The organism is Cyclobacterium sp. SOCE241 (genome assembly GCF_056867545.1).
The window spans coordinates 2,483,476-2,510,178 of record NZ_CP149779.1; the positions used below are offsets into that span (position 1 = coordinate 2,483,476).

The window sequence follows — 26,703 nt, forward strand, 5'->3', positions numbered from 1 at the left end:
ACTAAGAAAAAGCAAGAAGCTTGGAAATTGAAGGGGTCTTAAATAGGATATGTAGTTTTTCATGGCGATATAAGAGGGTATGCTATAGTTTGAATACCTACATTTTCCGCTAGTTTGGTCGCTTCATAAAGGATATCATCTTCTATTGATGCTGCCCATTGCGAAGTCAAATAAGGGGATCTATTGGCTTCATATCCGCCTTCAGAGAGCACCATCTTGGTGGGAATATATCCCATCACATCATTGGAATAGCCCATTACAAATATATCGGGACCAAAAATCTTTTTAAGTTCAAGCGAATACCCCACCAGAAGTTCCCCTCCTAAAGCAAAAATTGCTTGGTCACCTAATTTCCAAACTTGAACAGGATAAGGATAAGTTGATTTTAAATGTTCTCCATTGTTCAATCTTGAAACCAGCACTTTTGCATTTTCCTTTAAGTAGTTGGGATAACCGGGGGTTTCACCGCTAATGATATCTTCCAATTCTTCCCTAGTGGGCACTGCCTTGGCAAATTTCAAGTCAATTTCCGAATAAGCGGTGGAAAGGTTTCCTTCCAATACCTTCATGTCCTCATTCACTACCCGTTCAACAGCTGCAGCCAATTCTTTGCCATACTGTTGGGCCAAGGCTACTGACCTTCTGGGCAAAGGGTTTTGATCAGCGCCTGCTCCTTGAAAAAACAAGGCTGTAGTTCCCGGATAAATTTTCTCCAATTCCATCTGTGCAAAACCTACGTAGTCTCCTGAAATCTTATAATCTGATAAAACGGTAGGATGACAGGCATAGCCAAAAAGAATCGCCTTAAGGTTTCCTTCCGGGTCTTCAACTTTAATCACTGGTACAGCATAATCATTGGGACCATTTAATTCAGTTTGTGCGTTTATTTGGGCTTCTTTATTGTTTCTTCTATTGACCTGAAATCGGGTAATTCCATTTTCGGAAGAAAGAGTTACCGGTTCAAGCGATGCTATGGCTTGGCCAACCAATTCAACTATTTCTCTCTCTACTCGATCGGCAAAATTTTGAATTTTATTGTATTCGTCTTTACTAAGTTGGAATTGATATCGCGGATGGTCCGTCTCCGGTCCGGTATGTGTATGTGAACTGTTGAGAATTATTTGTTCTCTGGAGAGACCATATTTAGCTTTCAGTTGATCTCTTATATTATCAGATAAAAATTTTCTAAAAGCCAACAAATCAGCGGTCACTACAACAGCAAGATTACCATTAGGATCTTCGATGGCAAGGGCTTTTGCCCATACCGAATGTCTTATTCCCTCTGAAGGACGATTTCTTGCAGCATAGCCTCCCATCCATATAGGGCCATGTGGTGTGATTTCAACTTTATCTACTCCGGCTTTCCAAAAGTTTATACTTTGTTGTGAAAATGAGGGGTTACTAAACAGCCAAATTGCTAATCCAAAAAAATTGTGCAATAAGATTTTGGGAATTTACTCTTCATGTTTAATTGTTTACCGTATACAATCGTTTTGGTTTGGAAATAGTGACCGGAAACAATTATTGCTTACTTATCAAGTCACTTTTTACTATCCCAAAAGGAAAACTCGAAATAGTCTGTCCATATTTTTTCGTGGAAATTATTATCACCACTAGAAGTTAAGAAAAGTTGGAGATTGAAGCAAAGGAATATAGGTGCAATGGTAAGTTGGTGGTAGTTTTTGGAGCAAGTTTAATTGAACCCTTAGCAATTATTTAACCAAAAGGCACAATGAGATTTAAGGCTACTTTCCATTGCTCACCCAGATGGACTTATAAAAAGTGCAATGCATTATTCAGACAGGGCAAGTATAATAAAACCTAAGGGTCAAGATAAGTTTCGGTTCAAATAAAAGAAAAAATCCCTCTGTTTGGTTAAACAGAGGGATTCATTAATTATTCAACGACTTCCAAAGGAGCAACGTTGTTTTCAGCACCCACATAACCTTCATTTTGGTTAATGGTCCCTAAGGTATTTGCTGTTATTACATTATTATCAATTGGCCAAAGTACGTGGAAAGGGGCAATCGCAGGAGTATTCCCTATCACTATTGGCTTAATTGTATACATGATGTTTTTCTCAATGACCCTATCATACCACCAGTTATTGTCTGAAAAAGACTCAAGGCTATAACCTCCCAAATTTTGAGAAGCCATGATATAGGAAACTCGAACCATTTCTGAATGACGAGGAGATTCTAAGAATAGCTCACGGGCTCTCTCATCAAAGATGTATTCAATGGTTACATCAGAGGCATCAATTGGTAATGCATTTGCTCTTGTTCTCACTTCGTTGATATCAGCAGCAGCAGCATCTAATTGGTTTTTCCAATAGTAAGCTTCGGCACGTAGTAGGTACGTTTCCGCAAGTCTATATATATACCAGTCGCCATTTCCTCCCATAGGTACAGCAGTAGGAGATTGTTGAGGCTGATATGTCTTATAGAAAATAAATGGGAAATGTTTATAAACTGAATCTTGTGGAGCGGTCATGTACATAGGATTAACCGGCTTTCCGAAGTCTACAGATTCAGGATTGGTATATACCAATTCATGCTTATCAATCCAGTTTACATCACTTCTTCTAAGGTCAGGAGTAGTCATGTAATCGAAACCATTTTCTTCCCAAATATCATAAAATCCGTAAGGAGTAGAAATCATATCCGGGTTTCCTCTTCCTAGTGAATCATATCTAGGGCCACTATCAAATGTACCTCTTAAACCTTGGCTATCACGAATAGAAGAATGCCACCAAGAGCCATGGAAATGTCTCATGGTATACAAACCGGCTGTTTGTGCACCTGCAGGAGCTTCAAATCTATCAACCATTGCTAAAATGGTTTCAGTATTTGCCCCAATATTCTTGTTTTCAGGACGGTGAAGATCCCAGATTACATTTTTCTCTGCGATATCTCCTTCACTTCCAAATCGATCCTTTACCAAAGCATAATTTCCATTGATTATGGCTGAAGAAGATTCGATGGCTTTATCAAATTCCAAATTGGCAAGGTAAACCTTGGTCAACAAATGATTTCCTGCCCCTTTTGTGATAGCACCCGGCACTGCAGTTTCTGGCAACCACTGTACAGCATATTCCAAATCTGATTGAATTTTATCAAGGATTGCCCATCGGCTATGCGTCTGGTAATCTAACCTTACACCTCTAACTTCTTCTCCTACAAATGGAACATCACCATAAGAGTTGATTAACCAATAATACCAGAAAGCCCTGTGCCACAAACTTTCAGCCAAGATGGCATTTCTTGTAGACTCATCCTCCCATTCAATGTCATCAATTCTACCAATTACAACATTGGCATTCTTGATAAATTCAAAGGACTCTGTAAAAAGAGGAAGGAAGGTATAATACCTATCAAAGAAAGGAGTGGTTTGAAACCAATCCATTTGGAAGGTTGGCGTTCCGGCCTCTGACGCAGACCACTCACCTACCATATAATGCCTTCTACTACCTGTAACGCCCTCTGTTAAGGCTTTTCTCATAGTAACCAAACCTGCTTCATACCCGGATGCATCAATAAAAACATTTTCGGGTGCAAAAAACGATTTTGGTTTTTGTTCTAGTAAGTCTTCTGAGCAGGAAAATGCTAATAAACCCACCAGAAAAAGGAACAAATATTGTTTTATATATTTCATAATATTTAAATCTTTTTGGTACTAAACATTAAAGCGAAAGGTTGATACCTGCAGAAAACGATTTTGGCATCGGTACGTTTCCTGATTCAGGATCATAACCTGGCCAGTTTGTAAACGTTGCTAAGTTTCTTGCAGACACAAACACTCTGATACTTTTTGTTTGCAATTTTTCTGCGATATAAGAAGGAATATTGTAAGACAAGGAAACATCCTGAACTCTCAAGAACCCTGTAGGCTTAAATACTCTCAATCCACCTCCATATGCACCATGAACCTCAGAGGTACGCGCATATTCTGTCTCTCCGTTGGTTGGAGTCCAGTAAGGAATGTTCATGATATTGATTCTATCATAGGTTGAAGACTCATGTGTGGCATAAGTAAATTCTCTTTGATGACCTAGGTCAGCTCTTAAGAAGATGGTTGCGGTAAAATCTTTTAGGAAAGTAAAATCATTTCTCAAACCCAAACGATATCTAGGTCTGGTGTAACCAATAAATTGCTTATCAACCAAGGCATCATATACTCCATCATCATTTACATCTTCTGATTTATAATCACCAGGCTGCATATTGTAAACAGCGGCTTCATCAGATTCGTCTAACTGCCAAACGCCTTGTACATTATAATCCCAAATTACATCAATAGCCTCACCTGGGAACCATTCGTTGGTATAGTCCGGTACTTGTCTAGTAACAGTTTCTCCATTGATGATCACTTCTTCCGTATCACCAAATAAACTTACAATTTCATTTCTATTCAATGAAAATACGAAGTTGGATTTCCATAAAATATTAGGACGGTTTACGTTAACTGTATTGATGGTTACATCAAACCCTTTGTTACGTAATTCTCCCAGGTTGGCAGTAATACTAGAGAATCCGGTAATTTCAGGCAATTGCCTATTCATCAACAGATCAGTGGTAGTCATGTCATAGTATTCTGCAGAAATATCAATTCTATTTTCTAACAAACCTAAGTCTAAACCAATGTTATAAGATTCAGTTTTCTCCCATCTTAAGCCTTGGTTGGCCAAAGTATTGTTATATAATCCAAGTTGAACACTTGTGCCATCATAGTACAAGTTGGTACCAATTTGTGCCAATGAAGAATAGATTCCAATGTCTCTGTTACCGTTAACACCCCAAGAACCTCTTAGTTTCAATAAGCTGATGGCGGTATTTTGAGGGAAGAAAGGTTCTTCAGAAACAATCCAACCCAAAGCCACTGCAGGGAATGTTGCTACATTGTTGTCTGCCCCAAAAGCAGAGTAACCATCTCTTCTAACAGAAGTAGTTAACAAATACCTATCTAAATAGGTGTAGTTAAGTCTAGCCATATAAGCATTTCCACCAGCTTCAGTATCTTCATTACTAACCAATGGTCTTGAACCAAACTGAAGTCCATTGTATCCTAAAGCTTGGTTAGGTTGGAAAGTTTGGTTTTCACCATAAGAACTGAAAGTTTTGGTTTGCTCTGCATTATATAGCAAGGTTACATTGAAATTATGCTCGCCAAATTCTTTGTTCCATGTTAAAATATTATCTACCATCCAGGCATTTAAGGAGTAATCCGTTCTCGTACCATAGCCATCTAACCTGTCTCTTCCTCCAACAAGTGTTTCAGGACCCCAAAAGTTATAGTCTTTCTGAAAATTAAATCTAGGCTGGTAGGACAATTTATATTGAATCCCAAAAGGCAATTTCACATTGGCATACAAAGAAGCAAAAATACCCGTGGTCTTATTTAGTCTCTCCTGATAAGTAGCATTGATCAAAGGGTTTGAAATAATAGGATACCCGTGAGGATACCAGCTTAAGCCACCATCTTCATCATACACGGTACTGTAAGGGCTTATGGAAGCATAGTTGGTACTAGCAGGTACAGAGCTATTATCGGTATTCGAGAATTGCGTGTTCGTACCCACATTCAACCATTCGGTTACTTTAAAGTCTAAGTTTAGCCTAGACCTGATGGAGCTAAAGTCATCCCCAACTAGGTAGTTCTGATTGTCTACATACCCTAAAGACCAGTAGTATTGGAATTTCTCGTCACCACCACTGATACTCAAATCATAATCTTGACGTACACCGTTACGTGTCGTTTCTTTCAACCAATCGGTAGTATTTCCTGCTAAATATTGATCAATTTCTGTATCAAAGAAATTAAGTCTATTCAAATACTCCAATGTATTGTCTGTATTAGAATTGGCATTGGCACTTCTCCATTGATCAAGTGTCACCCCATCAGAAAGATTAGAAGGGTCATCCCAGTAATAGTCCGGGCGATCAGCAACACCTAAAGTCCTAAAGAAATCTCTTCTAAATTCTTCATATTGTTCAGCATTTCTTGGTCCAAAATCTTTATTCGTAAATGTATTGATACCTGTTTTAGCTGAGAAGTTAATGGATGGAGCACCGGACTTACCTTTTATCGTAGTGATCATTACCACACCTGAAGCTGCCTTAGATCCAAAAACTGCAGCAGAACTCGCGTCTTTTAAGATATCAATTGACTCAATATCATTTGGGTTAATATCGGATAGTTCTCCATAAAAGATCACACCATCAACCACAATAAGAGGAGATGTTCCTCCAGTAAGAGATGTAGGCCCCCTTACCTCTAAAGAAGTACCACCAGAAGCAGAAGTACCTTGAGTACCGTAAAAACCGGCTACTGTTCCTGCTAACATATCAGAAACCTGAGTCAAAGGTTGGTTCTTAAATGTAGCTGCATCCACACGGGTTACCGCACCTGTAAGGTCACTTTTCTTTTGGGTACCATAACCTACAACTACTACTTCGTTTAAGTCTGTAGCACTTGTGGTTAACCGAACATCAATTGTTGTTTGGTTTCCTACCGTAATTTCTTGGTTTAAGAACCCAATAAATGAGTATACCAAAACGGCTTCATTGTTGGGAACATTTATGGTATAACTACCATCAATATCCGTAATGGTACCGATACCGCTACCTTTCAAAAGAATATTTACTCCAGGTAATGTTTCACTTGAAGCAGCATCCATTACAACACCGGTAACGGTGATCTCATTCTGTGCATTAGCGTTTGAAATCCCTGTGAAAGTGAGGGCAAACATTGCTATTAGACTAAATGCCAAACCACGCAATTTAACCTTGCCCGGCTGGAAATTAGGTTTTGAAAAAGCATCAATGTGCTTTTTAAAATTGGTAAGAATTTTTATCATAACATTAAATTTTGGTTTGTGATTACCTTTAAAACTTTCTGAGTCAAATATCATCTGAAAGGCTTAAAAGAAAAGGAAGAGTAAGCAGGTTATTTTTTCGTTAAATTTTAAACCATATTTCAACAATTAACAGGTATTTCCTTCGAAACACGCTTAAAAGTTATTACAATTATTTTTAATACTGATAAAACTAAAAAAATAAGTTTCTATTATTTTATATGAATGGCTAAGAATTCCGCCAGTTTAGTTGGTAAACAAAAGATATTTTTGAATTAATTCTATCAAAAATAAAATTAAACACTTATTGAAAATATGTTTTTTACCTATTATTAGTTTAAAAATAATTATACCATTAAATACAAGAAAAATCACTCATAAACTTTATCCCTTAAACAACTTAGTTAAAAATGGTTAAAAACCGACTATTGAAAATGCGCAATAGAAACTAAAAATTATTGGAACTTCCCTCCTTAAAATCCACGCTTCACCATCACAATTTATTTGATATTTTAAATATTAAATAATTAAAATACAATTTTTGACTTGGTTAGATTTCAACCTATATTCATCATATTTTCCGCATTCTATTAATATTTTGATTTCATATAAATCTCATTTTTAAATAATTTATTCATTTCATTTTTTTTAGACATAAAATACACCCTATTCTCTCAATAAACCAAAACATAAAATCCCTTAATAGATTCGTATTTAATACAACTTGGCATATCATATTTCGCGCAGCTAAAACAACAAAATGGAAGTTGAAATTAAATGATTAGCCTGGCAATTTAAAGTGGGCTCGTCAATGAAACCTTTTTCTCACAAACGTTCTTTTCCACTTTGAACAAAACCAAACGGTCTCCTTACCTAATGCTCACAACTAGAAGTTGTCGGAACTTTTATTGTCCAATTCGAGTGCTATTTTTATTGCGATCAGTCCTTCGCCAATGAATTTCTTTGTTTTTATATGAGGTTAAGGCAGTTCAGTTGATATTTCTATAAAATAAAGTCGAAAAAAAATTGAATAATAACCTATTCTAAACAAAGATTTAACCCATATTATGTAATAAGATTTCACCTTCTGACAATAGCCGGAGTGGAAACCTGTCCCGTGTTCACGTGAAGTATTGCCATCGCAAGTAGATCAGCTTGTTGGGTAATTTTAACATGGCACTGATAAGGTGAAATTGAAAACCGCAATGCAGTGGCTGATTTTGAAGCGGTTTCAGCTGGTAAATGTTTGTCAATTGCATATTTCGTTTAAGCTCTACCAAAGTAATTCGCTTTGGTAGAGCAGAGGATAATGGCTATTTTAATACTACTTGCCTCATTAACGACCAAAAGTCACCCCTAAGTTAATTCCTGAGCCCCATCCTGTATTTCCTGCTGAGGCAAATTCTGCCATGATTCCAAAATTCTTTTTATCACCGGGGTACCATCTTGTTCCCAATACAATTCCAAGTTTGCTATGACTAACAAATGAGCCATAACTGTGACCAATCGAAGGCCAATATTGACCGAAAGTAAAACCGAAATAGGGTTCCAACCCGGCAACACTAATATCGTCACCGGAAAACTCTTCAACTGCCTGGAAGGCGTAACCAACAGCTCTAAGTGTCAAGCCCAAGGTTACCCAAGTTTCATCTACATAGGAAGGGTTTCTTAAATCTGTCCCTACAGCGACTCCGACGCTCATAAAGTTGGCTATACCACGTTCTATATATAAGGCAACGGGGGAATTGTAAGATTGGTGACACGATTACCTCCAAAAGTAGGATCCACTGCTAAGGTATAAAATGTACCATCTTTTTCAGTTTGAGCATTTACTTCTTCATTCACAGCTACCGTTCCAACCAGTAGCAACAGGATTAGAATTTTAATTTTGATCATTTTCATATTTAGTTAGTTTTTGTTGAGTCTGGGGTTTGTAATCATTTATTTAAAATCAAAACACAGCAATCCTTATAATAAAATTTATTATAATTACCTTATAATGTGACACCTATGCGATTCTAATTGTATTCAAATGTATTGTTAAATAAATAGACTGAGAATTAGAATTCGTGAAGGGTGGCTAATTATTCGTGAATGCAATTGTTGGTTGTGTGAAGGAGAAAAAATCTTAGATAAACTTGCACTTTCTACTTATGATTATGCAGGCATAATCAGTTTGGGATATTAGAGCACAATGTATTGGCTTTGCGCTAATGGCATGCCTTGAAGCAAAGCATATAATTACACCAAAAGGAAAATCATCAAAAAACTGGACCTAAGCCCAATATTAAAAAATAAGAATATTTGTAAATAAACGCCTTTTAAAAACTTTAAAATTACGTCTGTAACAATAATTTAACAAATAAAATTTTACTAAATAGAAATTGATACCTTTTAAGAAAGGTAACGTCCAAATAAAGAAAGACATTATTTTACCCATTTAGTTTAATAGAATATAATCGCTATAATTAATACCTATACCGAAAGCCATAAAATTCCGGTAGTGATATAGCCCTGATAGGAATGCCTATTGATTAGTAAAAATTCAACTTAAATACTTTTTTGTAATTAGGTAATCAAACAAATACAAAAGTGTCCTTTCAGTAAATTTTTGAGAATGGAACCAAAAAGGTCACTTCAAAATAATTTGACCCAAATTAATGGTTAGTTTCCTTAAGATGTCGAATGTAATTAAAAAAACTATTGCCTTACTTTTTTATTTTGAGGGCATCAATAAAGTAATATAAAGACTAAGATCATCTATTATATTTTTTTATATTTATAGTATATTTTTTAGCAATAAAGCCCATCCCTTTTATCTAATCATACTTTAATTAATATTATTAAGTAAAATGAGGACATTATGAAATCGATCGAAGTAAGACTACCAAAGGATTTCGACAAATCCTTTACGGTATTTAAAGAAAAAGGGCAATACTTCCCTTGCCCCTGGCATTATCACCCTGAATACGAGTTGGTTCTTGTACTCAAAAGCCAAGGCAGAAGGATGGTAGGTGACCATATTGGATACTTTCATGAAGGAGATCTAGTTTGTATGGGACCCAACCTCCCCCATGTATGGATAAATGAATCAAATTTTGTCAATGGGCTTGCTTGTTATGATGCAGAGGCTATAGTAATCCATTTTCAAGAAGATTTTTAGGAGATAATTTTCTTAAAATCCCAGAGATGGAAACTTTAAAAAATTTCTTTAAAATTTCCAAAAGGGGAGTAGCCCTCCACGGTAAGAGTAAAAAACAAATTATTGCTTTAATGAAAGACATGATCGATATGAATGGTATTCAACGCTTATCTAGTCTACTTTCTATTTTTGACATACTTTCTCAAACAGTAGAATATGAATCACTTGCTAGTGTAGGCTATTTATATCAAATTGAGCCTCATGGCTCAGACAGGATCGACAAAATAAAAACTTATATTCATGAAAATTTCGACAAAGACATTTCATTGCCAGAAGTAGCTTCACTAGCAAATATGGCAGTAACCACTTTTTGTAATTTTTTTAAAGAGAAGTACCGTATTACTTTTGTAGAATACCTGCACAAGGTCCGCCTAGGACATGCGTGTAAAATGCTATCCGAAACAGATAAGTATATCGTTGAAGTAGCTTATGAATGTGGGTTTAATAATCTGGCTAACTTTAACAGACAGTTTAAAAAATATAAGAAAATGACACCTACTAATTTTCGAAAAATCATGAATGCACAAGAGGTTATTTAGCAAAAATATATTTTTCAGAATTTAATTTCCTTTAGCGCATTTTACTTCAGCAAATACACCTTTCCAAACATTTTGAACTTATTAATATAATCCGGATACAATTTAACTTTTATTGTAAAAAAAGGATACAATTTAAGTTCTTCCCCTTATAAAATCCCAATTCCCAAAATAACCTATATTTCAAACCTTGAAAATTTGGAATGACTACCTATCTAGATTGATTTACCTCCAATAAGCTCCTTGCAAAACCTTTATTCTAACCTAATATACCATTCATATATTCCTTTTTTCACACAAACTTGGGACACACATTAAATTCAAAATACCTTTCAGAAAGAAATCGAATTTTTTTTGTTAAAAAAGGGTTTTCAAAACATTAATCCATGATCAACTACCAACCAAATTAGGATTTACATAAAATCCGCCATAACTAAAACCTAAGATTTGATACTTTACTGGGATAAAAAAGGTCACGGAACATATAACCAACTGATAAAAAAATTAATTAACTCAAGATATTCAGTCTTGGTTTTCCCGTTATCTAAAGAATTATCTTGAACTAGGTTATTTTTAGGATAGATTGCTATTACTTTTCAAGAATAATTTTCATTCAGGAGCGCGACGAAATGCCACCATAATTTTTCCATCATTCTTATTTTTTATTACCGAAGGAAAAGTAGGATAGAAGTTGTCATTCTTAAAAATGGCCATTTCTTTTTTCTTTACACAAAATTATTTGCCTTTAATAGGCATTACTTGTCCCTTGCAGGTGGTATTATTTAAAAAACACCCACAACACATGAATCAAATATTTAAAATGTTTCATTCCTTATTCATTTATTATTGTATTATTGGTGAATTTTATTTTAAAGCATTAGAAATTTGGTTGTGATGATTTTATGTCCATTTCTCTTTCACCATTTTTTACCAAAATACTCCTCTTCTTCCCAAGATCCATCATCACCAGAATTGTCCCAAAGATCAAGTCCCGTAAAAATTTGTTTCGGATCGTTTCTTTTTCCATATTTTTCAGGAAGTGGTTTGAATTTAGCCGGCACCCCATAAGCCAATGAATTTGGCGGGATATCATTTAAAACAGTACTGCCTGCTCCAATAAAAACATTGTCACCTATATTTACTCCAGGACCTAATGTTACCCCTCCTCCTATAATTACATTGTTGCCTATTTTAGTTTTTGCTACAATTGGCTCCCTCATTGGGAATTTCGCATTCAATATATTTACTCCTGGCCCTATAAAGACCATTTCTCCAATTGTGGTCCCGCTTGGGATGTATACATTAGCCATAATTTTCACACCTTTCCCTATGACAATTTTCCCTTCTAAAGTACAACCATGTAAAATAACTACCCTGTCTCCAATGGTGCATTCTGCTCGAATGGTAACATTGTGGCCACTGGTAAACCTTTCACCGATTTTCGTGTCTGCGTAGATTACTGTCCCACTATGAATTTTTGCCTTTCCTCCTATGGTAGTTGCCTCTCGCCACCCTTTGTAAACATAGCCTAACATTACATTGGGAGCAACTTCGCTATCTTTCCCAATAACACAATTTCTCATTTCAGGAATATTTTCCATAATTTCATTTTGACCAAATTCTACCTTACTACTATGTGGAAGATTCGTTTGATTTTATGGCAATAGCTCCAGCCTCATCAACCGGAGCTATTAAACCTTTAACTTCTCTATTTATCGTTTTTCATTTACTTGGCAAATTCAGCCAATTTCAGAATTGCAACGTCTGCACAAGCATCTCCAGCAGGTGCCTTATAGGGAGGAATAAATTCTCTTGCTACATATTGCTCGTGTGGCATATGATCTTTTTATCCTTCCAATCTATAAAAGAACCAAAGCTACCCCTGTACCTGTAATTTCCAGACATGTATTCTCTATCGTCTACACCAGAGGCATCAGGAATATACCCATAAATACCATCTGTATACCCACATGTAAGCACAAAGGGAAGCTGTGAATTGGCTTTTATTTTCAAGCCTGTTTCAACAAATGCCTCGTAAGGCAATCCTACAAAGCCTACATCTCCAAACCGCGCCACCACAATTTCTATGGGCAAATAGTCGGGTATATTGACCAAATTATAGGTTTGGTGTTGTTCTAGAGCCCATACATACCATGGCCTTACCATTTCCACAAGTCTTGCTCGGTAAGGTGGAGTTAAGGCTTTAGGAAAATTCATACCTATACACTCAAGCGTATTTTCGTCTCCTTCATTTCCCCGTTTGATAAAATCGTCCATTTCCTTCAAATCTTTCTTCAGACTTTTTTCATCAGGTAATTCCGATAGAGGAATTTTCACTTGTTCCCTGCTCCATTCCAACCCTATTCTTTTTGATGGTTTTAAGTTATTAGCAGCAACAATAAAAGATTCTCCTAATTGCTCCCCAAGTTCCCTCGCTTGTTCAATAGTTCCAGTAAGCATATGTTTGGCGTTAATATTCCCTCCACAGCCCTGAACAAATGCAACTGGAATACCACCTAAATGCTTAGAAAGAATTTCAGAAGCTTCCTGTGGAAACTGACCATAACTTATCATTTTTTCAGGACTGTAAGCAGCTACAGGATGACCTGTAAAAAAGAAATTGCAGCTACGGGCTTGGCATCATTATCCTTGAATATAACCACACCTGCATCAGGATCAATGAGCCCATGATAGCCCTCACCTTTTAGGTTGAGTTCATCTTCTTCTCTCATAAAATAAGTAGTTCCATCTAGGCGAACACCCTTTCTGTTGTAGGTAATTCTATTTTCTTCTGCAACCCCCCACTCCACAGAGACTGGTTTAAGCTTACTAGAAACCTCATCTGCTGCTTTTGAAAACTCTCGTCTAAATTCCCTTCCCAACTCCCAGGTAAGATACGCAGAACTTCCTTTTTCCGGCATTGGTACATCCCTCACATCAGGAAAAGGAATGGTGTGATTGTGTGAAGAATTGGTAACAATAGCTTCTAGAGGGATTCCAAGTTTTTTTGACAGTTCATTGACACAATAATCGTGAAAAGCCCCTCTTTCAATCCCTAGCGGGGAGGTAAAAAGACAAAGTTTTTTATCCCCTTGACGGAATAAAATAAGGGTGTTTTTTAAATCTCCATACACTTCTTCAATTTTATGTCCTGTTCTGGAATGCCCACTAGGAGGCCGACCTTTGGATGTATTGAAAAAGTATAGGCAGCTATTTCCAATTGTTCTACTTGAGCTATACCATTAGTAGAATAAAGAATTAATAGTAAGAAAATTAATTTTAGTCTAATCATGTGTTTTTTTACTCTGAATAATTTTATTATCACTTAGTCTTTTAAGAAACGGACATATATACCTGCCGTCCTAACAAAACTTTTTTATCCAATTTATGATTTTGATTAGAGAGCCCAAAGGACCACACATTATCCACAAGATACCTGGAAGTACTCCACCAGACCCCTATAGTACCAGCTCCATAAAATGGCCCGCCCCCAACACCAGCACTTTCATGAGTACGGTAGCCACCGGGAGTCCCGAAAACCCACTTAAATTCTCACCTGCAAATGCTAGATTCCATTCATTTGTCGATTTCATTTTCTCACCTGCTATTTCCATTCCACCTAGGTAATCTGCTAAATCAGCCCATTCTTTCTCAGTAGGAATATGCCAACCTTCCGGGATAAGTCCCCTAGGATCCACTAAAGCCCAATAATTGTATAATTTACCGTATTTTTTACCATATTCGGGATTATTATTGTAATAACACCACGCTGGTAAACCTTTAATAGCTGCATGCTCCCATTCCTCAAAAGTGTTGGCTTCATATAGGGGATCTCCATTATTAAAATGGGTAACATCTAGATTTTTCTTTGCCCATTCCTGCTTACCGATTTGTGAGCTTTCAAATGGTTCTCCCTTTTTTTGCTGAGCAATAACATTCACAGGTAAAGCGAATAAAACAATTAAAGCCTTAATTAATGTGTTTTTCATGGGTTTGGATGTAGGATTGTTTTTCATCTTCTTTGGTCTTACAATTTTATTCTACCTTTCCTATTACTTAAATTGAATGGAATAAAGATTAGCTTCTTTCATGTACAATTTTAACCGAACAGGCTTTAAGGCAAGTTGGCTAACACTTTGCATATTCTTCCACGATACTTTTCCTGCGATCTGGTTCCCGATAAGTGGCAAAGATTCGTTCATACTATATTCTGGTAATGGATTTCCAAATTCATCCTGTATTTCAATCCGTATCTCTCCTCCTGCAGAGGTAGAGAAATTGACTTCAAGTTCACCCCTGAAAAGGTGAAAGTTTTGGTAAGAACAGTCCCACCCTTATAAGGAGCATGAATGGAAGTAAACCCGTCTAAACGCATAGAGTATCTGCGCGATGTCCGGTGGGTTGGGCATAATCCTGGTTGACATAAATCGACATTTCATCCGATCCTGTCTGAACTACATTAAGTGCAGGATAATTGGTTCTTGCAGACCAGTTATTCAATCCAATCCCTGGCCGAATGAAGGCCTCCATAAAAGTACGGTCGTAAGTATTACCTCCACGACTGGTCATAAAAAGGGTTCAGAAAGCCCCTTATATTGGCTTGGATCTACATCCAATTCAGAAAGCTGTTCTTCTGTAATTATTTGTCGATGGGGTATAAACCTGGATCCTATAGCCACATAAATATGGGGAGCTCTAAAATAAGGACTTGTTTGTTGGGTGTAAATATGCTCAAATGGAGTGTTACCGTAGGTCATTTCTTCGGGCTCTGACCAATGTATAAAATCATTGGAAACAGCCCTACTTACAGATCTGTAACCCCTTGTACCTCCTCCAGTCCAGGAACGAAAATAGCAAACGTACTTTTCTTCACTCTCCGACCAAAAAGAGACATTCTGAGAATCCAAATATCCATCTTTTAATACACCATCCTCTTGAAGTTTTTTCCAATGGATACCGTCCTCAGAGGCATAGGGAATAAGTCCAGTTTTAGAGCTACCTCCAAAAGCCTTGTATTTATGTTCAGGAGCCACTTTTGGATTTTTGTCGATGAAGGGGCTAAAATTATGGGTTTCAGGTTCGGTATCCAGAAGAACATTGTTTGATTTGACGCCATTTATTTCAATAATCCCCAACCCTGGCTTTTCCCAGGTTATACCATCTTTAGATTCTGCGTAACAAGTATTTTGAGTAGTTTTCCCATTCCCAATATCATGACCTCCTCTATAATAAGCTCGATATAAATCTCCATCATGCAAAACTGTAATATAGGCAGGGGCAAAACTTTCCCACGGCTTATCAAAATAAAAGACAGGTCCTTCATCTATAGGAATATGTTTAACCAATTTGGCCCCTTCAAAATTTTCTATAAGAAAATTATCAACAAAAACTTCTCTCCTATTCCCCAATTCTATAATCTCCTTGGTTGAGTATCTTTCTAACCCTATAAAACTGAAGAGTACAAAACAGTTAAACAGAAAGAAAATACTAATGGATTTATGCTTGTTCATTTAATTAAATTTGTAGGTTAAGATTAAGTTTTCAGCCGGCTTAATAATCAAATAAAATCTGCCAAAATATTTTGCTTAGCTTTTAATTTTTAATTGAACTTTAAAGAATACAAGTCAGCATCTTTCATGTAAATATGCAACCGAACCGGTTTGGATGCCAGATCGATAAGATTTTTACCATCTTTCCAAGTAACAATCCTAGCAATTTCATTTCCGATTAACGCTTGAGATTCCTCCATTGTAAATCCAGAAATTGGAATACCTTTTTCGTCCTGAATTTCTACCCTAATTTCACCCGCAGCAGCAGTTGAAAAGTTCACCTCAAGCTGGTCACCTTTAAAAACAAATGGTTTTGTAATGACCGTTCCTCCTTTATAAGTTCCTTGGATGGAAGAAAATCCATCCAATCGCATAGAATACCTTCTGAGATGAGCTGTTGGCTGTGTATAATCCTGGCTGACATAAACAGACATTTCCTCTGGACCAGTTTGAACAACATTTAGCGCGGGGAAATTAGTACGAGCTACCCAATTGTTTAACCCTATGTCTGGGCGAATAAATGCCTCCATAAAGGTCCTGTCATACGCATTACCTCCACGAGTAGACATTATATAAGGCTCTGCCAATCCTTTATGTTGGTTAGGATCGACCTTCAAATCAGTGAGCTCTTGAAGGGTCCCAATCTGCCTCTTAGGCAAAAGTCTTGCACCAATTGCAACATAAAGATGTGGCGCCCTGAAGTAAGGACTGGTCTGCTGAATATAAAGATGTTCATAAGGCGCATCGCCATAAGTCATTTCTTGAGGTTCGGACCAATGAATAAAGTCCTTTGAAGTTGTCCTACTGACGGATCGGAATCTCCCTTCTTTTGTAAAAACACGAAAATAACAAACATACTGCCCTTCACTTTCAGACCAGAAAGCCACATTTTGAGAATCGAAAGCTCCCCCTTTAATCACCCCTTCTTCTTGTAGTTTCTTCCAATTTATGCCATCTGCGGAAGTATAAGCAATTAGCCCAATTGATTCTCTACTTGTTCCACCCAAAGCTTTGTATTTTTGATCGGGTAATGCATTTGGATTTTTATCGATAAATGGGCTGAAGTTATGGTGAACTGGGGCTTCATTTGCCAAAACTATGTTATTTTGGCGTGAACTTTCAAATTCAAACAATCCCAGCTCAGGCTTTTCCCAATTTATCCCATCCTTTGATTCTGCATAACATGTCCATTCTTCATTGGTATATGGTTTCCTTTCTCCTCTGATTCCTGACCTGTAGTAAGCCTTAAAAAGGCTCTCATCCTTTAAAATGGTTACATATGCAGGAGAGTAAATTTCCCATGGTAAATCGTACTTAAATGCAATTCCTTCATCAACCGGAGTATGTAAAACCAAACTGAGCCCATCCATCTTATCTATTAAATAATAGTCTAAAAAGATCTCTCTTTTATCTTCCATTTGAATGATATCTTCACGTAGATAATTTGACTTTTCAGCATCCATGAATCCAAAAAGGATAACTGGCAAACCTAAGAAAAGAAGTTTACTTAAATATTTTTGTTTCATCCTAATATTATTTCTTTAAACCTGTTCATCATCATTAGCTTGATATTAGATTAGAAAATGAAATCCGTATCAGTAAGCTTAGCTCAATTAATAACCCGGATTCTGTTCCACCAAAGGTTCCAAACTAAGAATGTCTTGGTCTATTGGAAATAATAATTGGTCTTCACTACCACCTTCAAGTAGTGGGACTTTTTCAAACGCTTTTCCAAATCTGACCAAATCCCACCAACGTTTGCCTTCATGCAACAATTCAAATAATCTCTCTTGTAAAATCACTTCATCATTTTCCTCTTTAGTACCATTTGTAAAAATATATTCATCAAAATTATCCCCGTATGCACGTCTTCTTATTTTATTAATTTCTTCGGAAGGATCTTGACCAAGTGCATTTTTAGCTTCGGCTTTCATCAACACAATATCTCCATACCTATAGACAATATAATCATCATACATAACCCTCACTCCTCCGGAAATTATTCCTGGCCATTTGAGATCAGTATTGTACATAAAGCTAGTCTCTCCATCTATGGTCTGATATACCTGAATAAGATTACCTTCCTTTCTAGCGTCCAATTCGCTAAACTGATTGGCCACAGATGGTGCAACTTGCCAATAAGCATTCTTCCCAGAAAATGGAGAAACTTTTTCAATTGTTTCCATGTCAGTGAAAGGATATGTCGGGGCTACAAGCGCGGTAATTCCACCATAAACGGTTCTGGTGGGAGATTCTCCTTCCTCAAACCTAACTGCCATTATGATTTCATTGTTTCCTTTGTTGTCGAAATCAAAAACATTATGATATTCTTCCAATAATTCGACGTTACTTGCTTCAATCTGGGAAATCGCGGTTAATGCCGTATTAAAATCTGACTCCCCTCCATTTAATCTTTTACCAGTCCACAAAAACACATCTGCTTTGAGCGCATTTACAGCAGACATTGACCATTTATTTCTCCCTGTTGGAAAGGTATTATCAGAAAACAGCGTTATCGCACTTTCAATATCGTTTTTAATCAATGTAAATACTTCGGATTGTGAAGCCCTTTCCTTATAAATTGCTTCGGGATCAAAACCCTCAGTAGGTTCTTCAATCAAAATAAGGTCTCCCCATGTTTTTGTCATCGTGAAATAAATAAAAGCCCTCATGGCATAAGCCTGAGCCAGAATATCATTTTTATCTGATTCACTCACAAAATCAATAGTGGGAACATATTTCAAAATCAAATTGGCATCATGTACTACAGAGTACATTGTAGTCCAATCAGGTCCGGCATTGACATTACTTAAATTATTGGTAAAAACATGGAAATTTACAGATGGATCAAAACCAAAATTTTGAACCCATATTTCACTTCTCCCTTCTCCCCAAATAAATAAATTGGAGGTAGCTTGAGTTCTCATTCTTACATACATTCCATTTAATGCCCCTTCAGCCTCCTCCGGGGACTGCCAAAAAGAGGAATTTGTTATTTGGCTGATCGGATCTAATGTAAGGTCCTCAGTACAAGCGGAAAACATCAATAAGAAAAAGGAGGAGTATGTCAGATTTCTAAGTAATTCTTTCATATTCAGTATATTTAAGTAATTATTTTTTAGAAAGAAGGGCTAATTTGTAAACCTAAGGTTATATTTCTAGGCATTGGATATCTTCCCGAATCTGTCCCTCCTTCTTCTGGATTCAAACCTGTGAATTTGGTAAAATAAATTAGGTTATTAGCCGTGAGGTTCAATCTTACATTGCCTAATTTACTCGATGGCTTGGTAGGTAAATTATAAGCAAGAGTAACCTCTCGAAGACATAAAAAATCCCCCGCTTCATAATATTGAGAATTCCCTCTCCATAAATTTTGCTTTTGGTTTTGATCCGCCCAGTAATATCTAGGAATATCTGTAACATCTCCCTGGTTTTGCCATGAACGAGTAACAGCACTAGAAATAGCATTTTGTCCTGAAAAATTCCCCAAAACCCTAGCCTTAGTCTCATTGTAAATCATATGGCCTAAAGTGTAGTCCATTCGAATAGTAAGCCCAAAGTTCTTATATCCAAACCTGTTTGTAAAGCCTCCGGTCCAATCAGGAAAGGTATTACCCATAAATACACGATCTCTATCATCAATTATTCCATTGCCATCTGCGTCCAACCAGTTAACATCTCCACCGTGTTTCGTCTTATCTGCCCCAACCACCAACATGTCAGTTGGTCCAGCTAAGGCTTCCTCATCCGTGGCATAGATACCTAGCTGCTCATAAGCAAAAAGATCTCCAATCCTACTTCCTTCTTGCAGGCCCCCTTGCCATGAATAATCACCTAAACTCTCATCCCATATGTATATTCCTCCAATTCGGTTATTTTCAATTCCATTATCCGGTAATTCAAGTATTTCAACCTTTACGTAGCTGGCGTTTAATGAGGTTGCCCAAGAGAAATTTGAAGTTTCCGGGATTATAAACGCATTCAATTCCACTTCAAATCCTTTATTTTCAAGACTACCTAAGTTGGTTAAAATACTTGTAAAACCCGTTGACCTAGGCAATGCAAGATCAGTAAGTAAATTATCTGTAACTCTTCTATAAATATCAAAAATAGCATTTACTCTATTGCTGAGAAACCCAACATCAAAACCTAAATTAAAAGTCTTTGATCTTTCCCATTGAAGTTCGGCATTTGCCAAAGTAGAATTATAAATAGCAGCATCGCCAAAATACCTTTCTCCAACCTGATAAGCCCCTTGAGACTGGTAACGACCAAGTCCACTTATGTTTCCGTTGATACCATAACTTGCCCTTAATTTTAAGGTGAAAAGGTCTTCTGGAAAAATATCCCAAAAATTCTCTCTATGAATGTTCCATCCTAGGGAGACGCCTGGGAAAAAACCCATTTGTAATTTTCTCCCAAGTTGGAAGCACCATCATACCTGGCATTTATAGTCATTAAATACTTTTGGTTGAAATCATAATTGGCCCTTGCAAAATAACCATACAGCAAAAGCTCAGATTCCGCTCCCCCTACACTCCAAGGAGTGGCAGAAGCATTTAAAGTAGGAATAATATCTGTAGCAGCATTCCTGCCAACTGCAGTAATATCTCTTTCCATAGATTTATAATAGGAATAGCCTGCTGTTGCTTTGAAATTATGTCCATCTCCAAAAATTGTAGAATAATTCAACACGGCATCTGCCTGATGATCAACAGTAGTGATTTGGGATGATTGGGCTTGACGGTCTTCATTTAGCACCAAAGGACCATTAAGGTAAGAATTAAGGAAATTCCTACTAAAAAAACTGTTATTTACAATTGACAATTGTGGTCGAAATGTAAGCCCTGGAAGTATCTCCCAATTTGACCCTACTACAAACATATAATTGGCACGCTCCCTTTTTGAATCATACCTACTTATGTAATAGGCAGGATTTCCATTGGTAAAAAGTCTTCCGGGAGCTAGTGATCCATCTTCAAATTTATATTTGGAAGTTTGCGCAGTATTGATGTTGTTTTTGAAAACCACCCCAACACTTGGAACCTGAGAGTCTGTTACATTGGCATAATTCAAGCGTGCAAAAAAGTTTAGATTTTCACTTGCCTGTACATCCCCATTTAAATTCAACGTTACCCTTTCATAACCGGTATTGATTGCTATACCTGGGTTATTAAGGTATCCTAATCCCATATTAAATCGAACCTTTTCAGAACCTCCTGAAACCGATAAATTGTGATCATGGGTATAGGACCTTCTAAACACAGTTTCCTGAAAATCCATCCCCTTGAAAATCAAATCTTTGGTAGGATCAAGTGGATCCGGAATGGTTTCCCAAACTGCCCCCCATTCATCCTTCGGAAGGTCTAGTAAATATTGATTTTCTGGGGTTAGGTACATGGTTGTAAAGGCAGTATTGTTGGTTAAGTCATTACCTGTTCCCCCTGCATTGGCTTGAGTAAGAAAACCCAAAACACTAGGAGACTTTACACCACTAGCCGCAATCCCCTTTCTCATAAAGTAAATAAAATCTTTTGGATCTGCCAAGTCATAAAGTTGTCCTACATCAGAAGAAGTAAGATTGTAACTGTAATTAACTTGTGTTTCACCAGATTTACCAGATTTGGTCTCCACTATAATTACACCATTTGAAGCTCTTGACCCATAGATCGAGGTCGCAGCAGCATCTTTTAAAACCTGAATCGATTCAATATCCCTAGAATTAATATGATCCATATCATTTCTAATTACCCCATCTATTACATATAATGGGGTAGATCCATTGGGATTGTTTATAGAGGTACCTCCACGTAGAACAACCCTAGGTCTTTCTCCGGGTTGGCCGGAAGTACTTTGTACCCTTAGACCTGCAATATTACCTTGTAATGCTGAAGCGGGGTTGGCAAAGGTTAAATTATCAAGAACCTTATCATCCAATTTTGAAACAGAAGTGGTTAATGTTTCTCGAGATTGTTCTCCATAACCTATCACCACCACTTCTTCCATATCAGATAAGGAACGAACTAATGAAACATCCACCTGAGTACTGTTCCCTATAACTACCTCCTGAGTTTGGTACCCTATAAAGGAAAATACCAATGTATTGCTACCTTCCGGAAGATTGATACTATAGCTTCCGTTAATATCAGTAATTGTACCCAATGAGGTTCCTTTAACTAATACATTAACCCCTGGTATAGATTCGTCTTCATTCTCTGTCACGGTGCCTTTGACGGTCTTGGTTTCCTGACCATAACTGGATAGCAGAAAACACATGCACCCGAAAAACATTAAAACTCTTTTCCACATAGGTGGAATGTGTATAATTACATTCATAGGGAAATGATTTTATTAGAATACTTTTATTTATCCTTCCAAAGATACCATAACAAAAAAATAGAGGCTTCTACTTTCTTATACATATATAATACAATTATACATAAGCATTTAGAAGAGAAAATTGTCTTCTCCTTCTAATTATGAATTTTGTTAAAGGATTCTTATTCCACACTCTGGCATTTCTCAGGAATAGGCATAACCAAAAGAAAATCAGTACACATAGAGACTGATACCTAGCTCTACCATGGTGAAGTTGAATACATTAGGAAAGTGGTCGGTATTATCCCTCACGCTCGACCACCAAGTTAAAGGAAAACAATTGCCAATTTCGGGCTAAACTCAAAGAAAAAATGTCTATGATTACCTTCACTTCATGAGCACTGGAGCTGGGTGATCCATTTTCCCAGGGCTTCTTTGGTTAAGACCGGGCTGACCACTATTTCCCAAATCATTTTTGGCAATGGCTGCCAATTCCATCAACCTTTTTACTATCTCAGGCTTTTCAGCAGCCAAATTATGAGAAGAAGTTTCATCATTCACGACATTAAACAAAAGTGGCTGGTTCTCTTCCCCTTCTTTAAAATACGGATGAACCTTAAACTCCTTTAAAGGCAGGAATAATTTCCACTGACCGGATCTTATGGCTTGAAGTTGATCCATATAGTAATAATAAAAAACATCGTGAGGGGTTTTTGCATCCTTTTCTCCTAGAATCAGTGGAAGAATGTTTTTACCATCAATAATCCGATCTTGGGGAACCTTGGCTCCTGAAAGAAAGGCAAAGGTCGGTAGAAAATCCATAGTCGTCGCCATCTCCTCGCTTACGCTTCCCGCTGGAACTGTACCCGGCCACCAGAAGATCGTTGGTACTCTAAACGCCCCCTCAGCAGTAGTATAGCCTCGACCTGATAAAGGAATGTTCGTTCCTCTTACTGTACTTTCAGGATCACTAGTCATTGGGGCACCATTGTCTGAAGTGAAAACTACGATTGTATTTTCATCTATCCCAAGCTGCTCTAGCTTATCCATTATTTGACCAACCGACCAATCCAACTCCTCTACACTGTCGCCCCATGGCCCTCCTTTACTTTTACCCTTGAAAGCCTCACTGGCAAAGGGTTTGGTAGTACTTCCCGGCATGGCTTGAGGCAGGTAAAGAAAAAATGGTGTATTTTGGTTTTGGTCTATAAATTCCAAAGCCTTTTCAGTGTAGTCTTTGGTCAACAAATTCCTATCAACTCCTGCCTGCACTACTTTACTATTTTCCATTACAGGCAATGGAGGCCAATTCGATCCATTAAATTTTGTCCCAATCCGCTGACCGACCTCTTGGGTCATGTCATCACTATAAGGTATGCCATAAAAATAATCAAAGCCCTGATTATTTGGTAAAAATTCTGGCTGATCTCCCAAATGCCACTTCCCTATAAGGCCTGTTTTGTAGCCAACGCTTTTTAGCACTTCTGCTATAGTTACTTCTTCAGGATTTAATCCATAAGGTGAAATAGGACGCAAAACCAGCCCATCTCTAGGATTGACATGCATGCCTACCCGCTGAGAGTAACAGCCTGTCATAATAGAAGCCCTAGAAGGCGTACAAACTCCTGCAGTAACCAAAAAATGGGTAAACTTCCGGCCTTCTTTGGCCATCCGATTTAATTCCGGAGTGCGGATCACTTTTGAGCCAAAAGGCTCAATGTCTCCATAGCCCAAGTTGTCGCAGAATATTATAATAAAGTTAGGTGTCTTTTTTAAGGTATCGATTTGCTCCAGGACCTTATGATTATTCCCTACCCCTGCTTTCAACACTTTAGCATTAAGCTGAGCATAGCTCATGAGCAATAAGAAAAAACAAGCTAAATAAATGGAAAGGCAATACCCTTTGCTCCTTTGAAGTAAATTAGAAAAGATTTCCATTTTATTAAGCATTTAATAAGTCGAAGTACCGATTTGCGGAATGATAAAAATATGGATTTTAAAACAAAAACACCTATAATATCTTCCAAGCTACTGGTATTATATCATGAAAAAACTTCAACAAATGGAAAACTCAATTATTTACCCCATTCGAAAAAACTAAAAATAGAACTCCCACAAAAAGAATAATCTAGCATTTTCATCCACCTCGAAATAGGCAATGGATCTTTTATTAACTGACCGTACCGTTCTACAATTAAAATCCCTTATCCATTTGATAAGGCAGATTATTAAAAAAACCTTCTTAACTCTAATTTTGGCTAAAGCCACCTGCAACGAAGCAATCCTATAAATGGGCTAAAACCCATTCCTATTGAATTCAATTGCCCAAACCCAACCCTGAGAGAAAGAATAACAAACACATCTTTTCAATTGCCCCAGCTTTGCTGGAGATTAATGGGCGACTAGACACCTGTGGCTGAGCCTGTCGAAAACACTCAATGAAAGTTGAAAACTTTCCGCATTATAGGTCCAAGTTACGCTTGGTTAAACTTGGACCAGATCGGAGAAGACTGAAATTCAATTGGTTGAACCCAGATATTGAGTATGGATTTACCTTTTATTTTTCGTATTTTGAGTTTCAATTGACAGCATAGGAAAATACTTTTGACGATCTTTTATTCTTTTGCTTCACTATTCCTACCCATACATTTTAACCAAAAAACATCATGAGTAAGCCCCTATCAACTGAATGGCCGGTTTTAGATTTTTCAGCAATGCAGGAGACTGTTGAAACCATGCACCAATGGCTACAAATAATAGGTAAAATCCGGTTAAAAACCATGCCTTGGCAAAACCACTCCTGGCACACAACATTGTACCTCTCTCCAGTAGGTTATTCTACTCAGGCCATTTGTTTTGATGGTGGTATTTTTGAAATAGAGTTGGATTTTATCCACCATCAACTGCACATCAAATCTTCAAATGCTGAAACGCAACACTTTGCGCTAAAAACAATGAGTGTAGCTGACTTTTACAAAGCACTTTTTGAGAAATTAGCCGCTTTGAGAATTAACGTAAAAATCCATGGCAGTCCAAATGAAATGGAACCGGCCATCCCTTTTGCCAGCAATACGGCCATCAGTACCTACGATCCTGAAGCTGCCAACCTACTTTGGAAAGCCATGCTCAAGTCAAATGGTGTATTCAATAAATTTCGAAGTGACTTTATTGGTAAATCCAGTCCTGTTCACCTATTCTGGGGTGCTTTTGATTTGGCTGTAACCCGATTTTCCGGAAGACCTGCGCCCCTACATCAGGGAGGCGTACCCAACATGCCACTCGACGTAATGCAGGAAGCCTATTCTCATGAAGTAAGTAGTGCGGGATTCTGGCCGGGGTCCAAAGATTCGCCCGTGCCCGTTTTTTATGCCTATGCCTATCCCGGTAATGAAGCGTATGCAAAGCAAAAGGTTTTACCCGAACAAGCATTTTACAGTCCTGAAATGGGAGAGTTTTTCCTTAAATATGAGGACGTACAATCTGCTTCGGATCCGGAGAAAACCTTAATGGATTTTTTACAGACCACCTACGAGGCAGCAGCCAATACCTCAAACTGGGACCGAGATGCTTTGGAAAAGTAAAGAGGGAATAGCTAGATGGTTTTGTAGATGTGTTAACCCCTCCCTACTCTGCCGGAACAGGCACTGCCTCTTGATTTGAGGGTTTTATTCGTAAACTGTAATTTAAAGCAGTATTTAAACCTTAAGGATTTTGAGGTCTTTTTAGAAAAATATGCTGACAAAATAGTTGAAAAATGGATTAGCTATTTTGTATACCATAAAGATGTTGAGTTCGATAAAATTACTTAAAAATTAAAATGAAAATAATTGTTGACTATAAAGATTCTGAGTCTGGAGTTAAATAGTTGAAAATTGATTCTGCTAAGTATTTGTGGGATTATGCGATTCGGATTGTTTTAAACGATGGTAAGGAGAGGTTTATTGACTTTAAACCATTTCTATCAAAATCCCTTCATCCATCTATTAAAAAATATTTAGATGAAAATAAATTTTCCAACTTCTCATTGATTGATGGAAATTTAAACTGGAATGATTATGATTTGATTTTTCCAATTTCTGATTTACATAATGGCCAGATTGACACGAAATTCACTAAACCTTAATCGTGTCGACAGGCCCTCAAGATTTCTCTGGCGGAGAGTACCGCACGTAGGTTTCATGAGCTTTTCGCAATGCTATTTCAGTCAACACAAGGCTCACTCCTCTGTCTAAAGAAAGTTGAAAA

Annotated in this window: 20 protein-coding genes; 4 read left to right on the forward strand and 16 right to left on the reverse strand. The window is 37.2% G+C overall.

Features of this window, described 5'->3' with window-relative positions; genetic code table 11:
* Positions 1-59: 59 nt before the first annotated feature.
* From WG932_RS12370 to WG932_RS12390, 5 genes are all read right to left on the reverse strand, one after another.
* Positions 60-1,439: a neutral/alkaline non-lysosomal ceramidase N-terminal domain-containing protein gene (locus WG932_RS12370; RefSeq protein WP_483088149.1), complete on the reverse strand. Its 1,380-nt coding sequence runs from the start codon at positions 1,437-1,439 to the stop codon at positions 60-62.
* A 457-nt stretch (positions 1,440-1,896) separates the two neighbouring features.
* Positions 1,897-3,654: a RagB/SusD family nutrient uptake outer membrane protein gene (locus WG932_RS12375; protein ID WP_483088150.1), complete on the reverse strand. Its 1,758-nt coding sequence runs from the start codon at positions 3,652-3,654 to the stop codon at positions 1,897-1,899.
* A 28-nt stretch (positions 3,655-3,682) separates the two neighbouring features.
* Positions 3,683-6,856 (reverse strand): SusC/RagA family TonB-linked outer membrane protein, encoded by a 3,174-nt coding sequence (locus tag WG932_RS12380; protein WP_483088151.1) that lies wholly within the window; start codon positions 6,854-6,856, stop codon positions 3,683-3,685.
* A gap of 1,333 nt (positions 6,857-8,189) precedes the next feature.
* Positions 8,190-8,555, reverse strand: coding sequence for a hypothetical protein (locus WG932_RS12385; protein ID WP_483088152.1), 366 nt, complete (start codon positions 8,553-8,555; stop codon positions 8,190-8,192).
* A 20-nt stretch (positions 8,556-8,575) separates the two neighbouring features.
* A complete protein-coding gene (locus WG932_RS12390; protein ID WP_483088153.1) occupies positions 8,576-8,749 on the reverse strand; it encodes a hypothetical protein in 174 nt (57 codons plus the stop codon).
* 967 nt (positions 8,750-9,716) lie between these two features.
* Here WG932_RS12390 and WG932_RS12395 point away from each other — a divergent pair.
* Complete coding sequence (locus tag WG932_RS12395) at positions 9,717-10,016, forward strand: cupin domain-containing protein (RefSeq protein ID WP_483088154.1); 300 nt, start codon at positions 9,717-9,719, stop codon at positions 10,014-10,016.
* Positions 10,017-10,042: 26 nt separating this feature from the next.
* Positions 10,043-10,594, forward strand: coding sequence for a helix-turn-helix domain-containing protein (locus WG932_RS12400; RefSeq protein ID WP_483088155.1), 552 nt, complete (start codon positions 10,043-10,045; stop codon positions 10,592-10,594).
* Positions 10,595-11,508: 914 nt separating this feature from the next.
* Here the strand turns inward: WG932_RS12400 and WG932_RS12405 are convergent.
* The 11 genes from WG932_RS12405 to WG932_RS12455 form a co-directional block, all read right to left on the reverse strand.
* Positions 11,509-12,192 carry a DapH/DapD/GlmU-related protein gene (locus WG932_RS12405; protein WP_483088156.1) on the reverse strand — a complete coding sequence of 228 codons (684 nt, stop codon included), beginning with the start codon at positions 12,190-12,192 and terminating at the stop codon, positions 11,509-11,511.
* Between the two features lie 214 nt (positions 12,193-12,406).
* Positions 12,407-13,165 (reverse strand): hypothetical protein, encoded by a 759-nt coding sequence (locus WG932_RS12410; protein WP_483088157.1) that lies wholly within the window; start codon positions 13,163-13,165, stop codon positions 12,407-12,409.
* Positions 13,166-13,185: 20 nt separating this feature from the next.
* A complete protein-coding gene (locus WG932_RS12415) occupies positions 13,186-13,725 on the reverse strand; it encodes a hypothetical protein (RefSeq protein WP_483088158.1) in 540 nt (179 codons plus the stop codon).
* A gap of 324 nt (positions 13,726-14,049) precedes the next feature.
* A complete protein-coding gene (locus tag WG932_RS12420; protein WP_483088159.1) occupies positions 14,050-14,607 on the reverse strand; it encodes a fibrobacter succinogenes major paralogous domain-containing protein in 558 nt (185 codons plus the stop codon).
* 349 nt (positions 14,608-14,956) lie between these two features.
* Positions 14,957-15,160 (reverse strand): hypothetical protein, encoded by a 204-nt coding sequence (locus WG932_RS12425; RefSeq protein ID WP_483088160.1) that lies wholly within the window; start codon positions 15,158-15,160, stop codon positions 14,957-14,959.
* A complete protein-coding gene (locus tag WG932_RS12430) occupies positions 15,157-16,101 on the reverse strand; it encodes a hypothetical protein (protein ID WP_483088161.1) in 945 nt (314 codons plus the stop codon). The genes WG932_RS12425 and WG932_RS12430 overlap by 4 nt, the downstream gene beginning before the upstream one ends.
* 89 nt (positions 16,102-16,190) lie before the next feature.
* Complete coding sequence (locus WG932_RS12435) at positions 16,191-17,666, reverse strand: glycoside hydrolase family protein (RefSeq protein ID WP_483088162.1); 1,476 nt, start codon at positions 17,664-17,666, stop codon at positions 16,191-16,193.
* Between the two features lie 87 nt (positions 17,667-17,753).
* Positions 17,754-19,232 carry a RagB/SusD family nutrient uptake outer membrane protein gene (locus tag WG932_RS12440; RefSeq protein WP_483088163.1) on the reverse strand — a complete coding sequence of 493 codons (1,479 nt, stop codon included), beginning with the start codon at positions 19,230-19,232 and terminating at the stop codon, positions 17,754-17,756.
* A 26-nt stretch (positions 19,233-19,258) separates the two neighbouring features.
* Positions 19,259-20,545, reverse strand: a complete 1,287-nt coding sequence (locus WG932_RS12445) for a SusC/RagA family TonB-linked outer membrane protein (protein ID WP_483088164.1) — start codon at positions 20,543-20,545, stop codon at positions 19,259-19,261.
* Positions 20,518-22,476: a SusC/RagA family TonB-linked outer membrane protein gene (locus WG932_RS12450; RefSeq protein WP_483088165.1), complete on the reverse strand. Its 1,959-nt coding sequence runs from the start codon at positions 22,474-22,476 to the stop codon at positions 20,518-20,520. The genes WG932_RS12445 and WG932_RS12450 overlap by 28 nt, the downstream gene beginning before the upstream one ends.
* 369 nt (positions 22,477-22,845) lie before the next feature.
* A complete protein-coding gene (locus WG932_RS12455) occupies positions 22,846-24,396 on the reverse strand; it encodes a sulfatase family protein (protein WP_483088166.1) in 1,551 nt (516 codons plus the stop codon).
* Positions 24,397-25,124: 728 nt separating this feature from the next.
* Here WG932_RS12455 and WG932_RS12460 point away from each other — a divergent pair.
* Positions 25,125-26,039 (forward strand): DUF5996 family protein, encoded by a 915-nt coding sequence (locus WG932_RS12460; protein WP_483088167.1) that lies wholly within the window; start codon positions 25,125-25,127, stop codon positions 26,037-26,039.
* A 284-nt stretch (positions 26,040-26,323) separates the two neighbouring features.
* Positions 26,324-26,581 carry a DUF2442 domain-containing protein gene (locus WG932_RS12465; RefSeq protein WP_483088168.1) on the forward strand — a complete coding sequence of 86 codons (258 nt, stop codon included), beginning with the start codon at positions 26,324-26,326 and terminating at the stop codon, positions 26,579-26,581.
* The last annotated feature ends 122 nt before the right edge of the window (positions 26,582-26,703 follow it).

Excerpts from the sequence above, each read along its gene's own strand:
- WG932_RS12375 (WP_483088150.1), bottom strand. The coding sequence starts at position 3,654 with ATGAAATATATAAAACAATATTTGTTCCTTTTTCTGGTGGGTTTATTA.
- WG932_RS12380 (WP_483088151.1), bottom strand. The coding sequence starts at position 6,856 with ATGATAAAAATTCTTACCAATTTTAAAAAGCACATTGATGCTTTTTCA.
- WG932_RS12385 (WP_483088152.1), bottom strand. The coding sequence starts at position 8,555 with ATGAGCGTCGGAGTCGCTGTAGGGACAGATTTAAGAAACCCTTCCTAT.
- WG932_RS12390 (WP_483088153.1), bottom strand. The coding sequence starts at position 8,749 with ATGATCAAAATTAAAATTCTAATCCTGTTGCTACTGGTTGGAACGGTA.
- WG932_RS12395 (WP_483088154.1), top strand. The coding sequence starts at position 9,717 with ATGAAATCGATCGAAGTAAGACTACCAAAGGATTTCGACAAATCCTTT.
- WG932_RS12400 (WP_483088155.1), top strand. The coding sequence starts at position 10,043 with ATGGAAACTTTAAAAAATTTCTTTAAAATTTCCAAAAGGGGAGTAGCC.
- WG932_RS12405 (WP_483088156.1), bottom strand. The coding sequence starts at position 12,192 with ATGGAAAATATTCCTGAAATGAGAAATTGTGTTATTGGGAAAGATAGC.
- WG932_RS12410 (WP_483088157.1), bottom strand. The coding sequence starts at position 13,165 with ATGATAAGTTATGGTCAGTTTCCACAGGAAGCTTCTGAAATTCTTTCT.
- WG932_RS12420 (WP_483088159.1), bottom strand. The coding sequence starts at position 14,607 with ATGAAAAACAATCCTACATCCAAACCCATGAAAAACACATTAATTAAG.
- WG932_RS12425 (WP_483088160.1), bottom strand. The coding sequence starts at position 15,160 with ATGACCAGTCGTGGAGGTAATACTTACGACCGTACTTTTATGGAGGCC.
- WG932_RS12430 (WP_483088161.1), bottom strand. The coding sequence starts at position 16,101 with ATGAACAAGCATAAATCCATTAGTATTTTCTTTCTGTTTAACTGTTTT.
- WG932_RS12435 (WP_483088162.1), bottom strand. The coding sequence starts at position 17,666 with ATGAAACAAAAATATTTAAGTAAACTTCTTTTCTTAGGTTTGCCAGTT.
- WG932_RS12440 (WP_483088163.1), bottom strand. The coding sequence starts at position 19,232 with ATGAAAGAATTACTTAGAAATCTGACATACTCCTCCTTTTTCTTATTG.
- WG932_RS12445 (WP_483088164.1), bottom strand. The coding sequence starts at position 20,545 with ATGGGTTTTTTCCCAGGCGTCTCCCTAGGATGGAACATTCATAGAGAG.
- WG932_RS12450 (WP_483088165.1), bottom strand. The coding sequence starts at position 22,476 with ATGAATGTAATTATACACATTCCACCTATGTGGAAAAGAGTTTTAATG.
- WG932_RS12455 (WP_483088166.1), bottom strand. The coding sequence starts at position 24,396 with ATGGAAATCTTTTCTAATTTACTTCAAAGGAGCAAAGGGTATTGCCTT.
- WG932_RS12460 (WP_483088167.1), top strand. The coding sequence starts at position 25,125 with ATGAGTAAGCCCCTATCAACTGAATGGCCGGTTTTAGATTTTTCAGCA.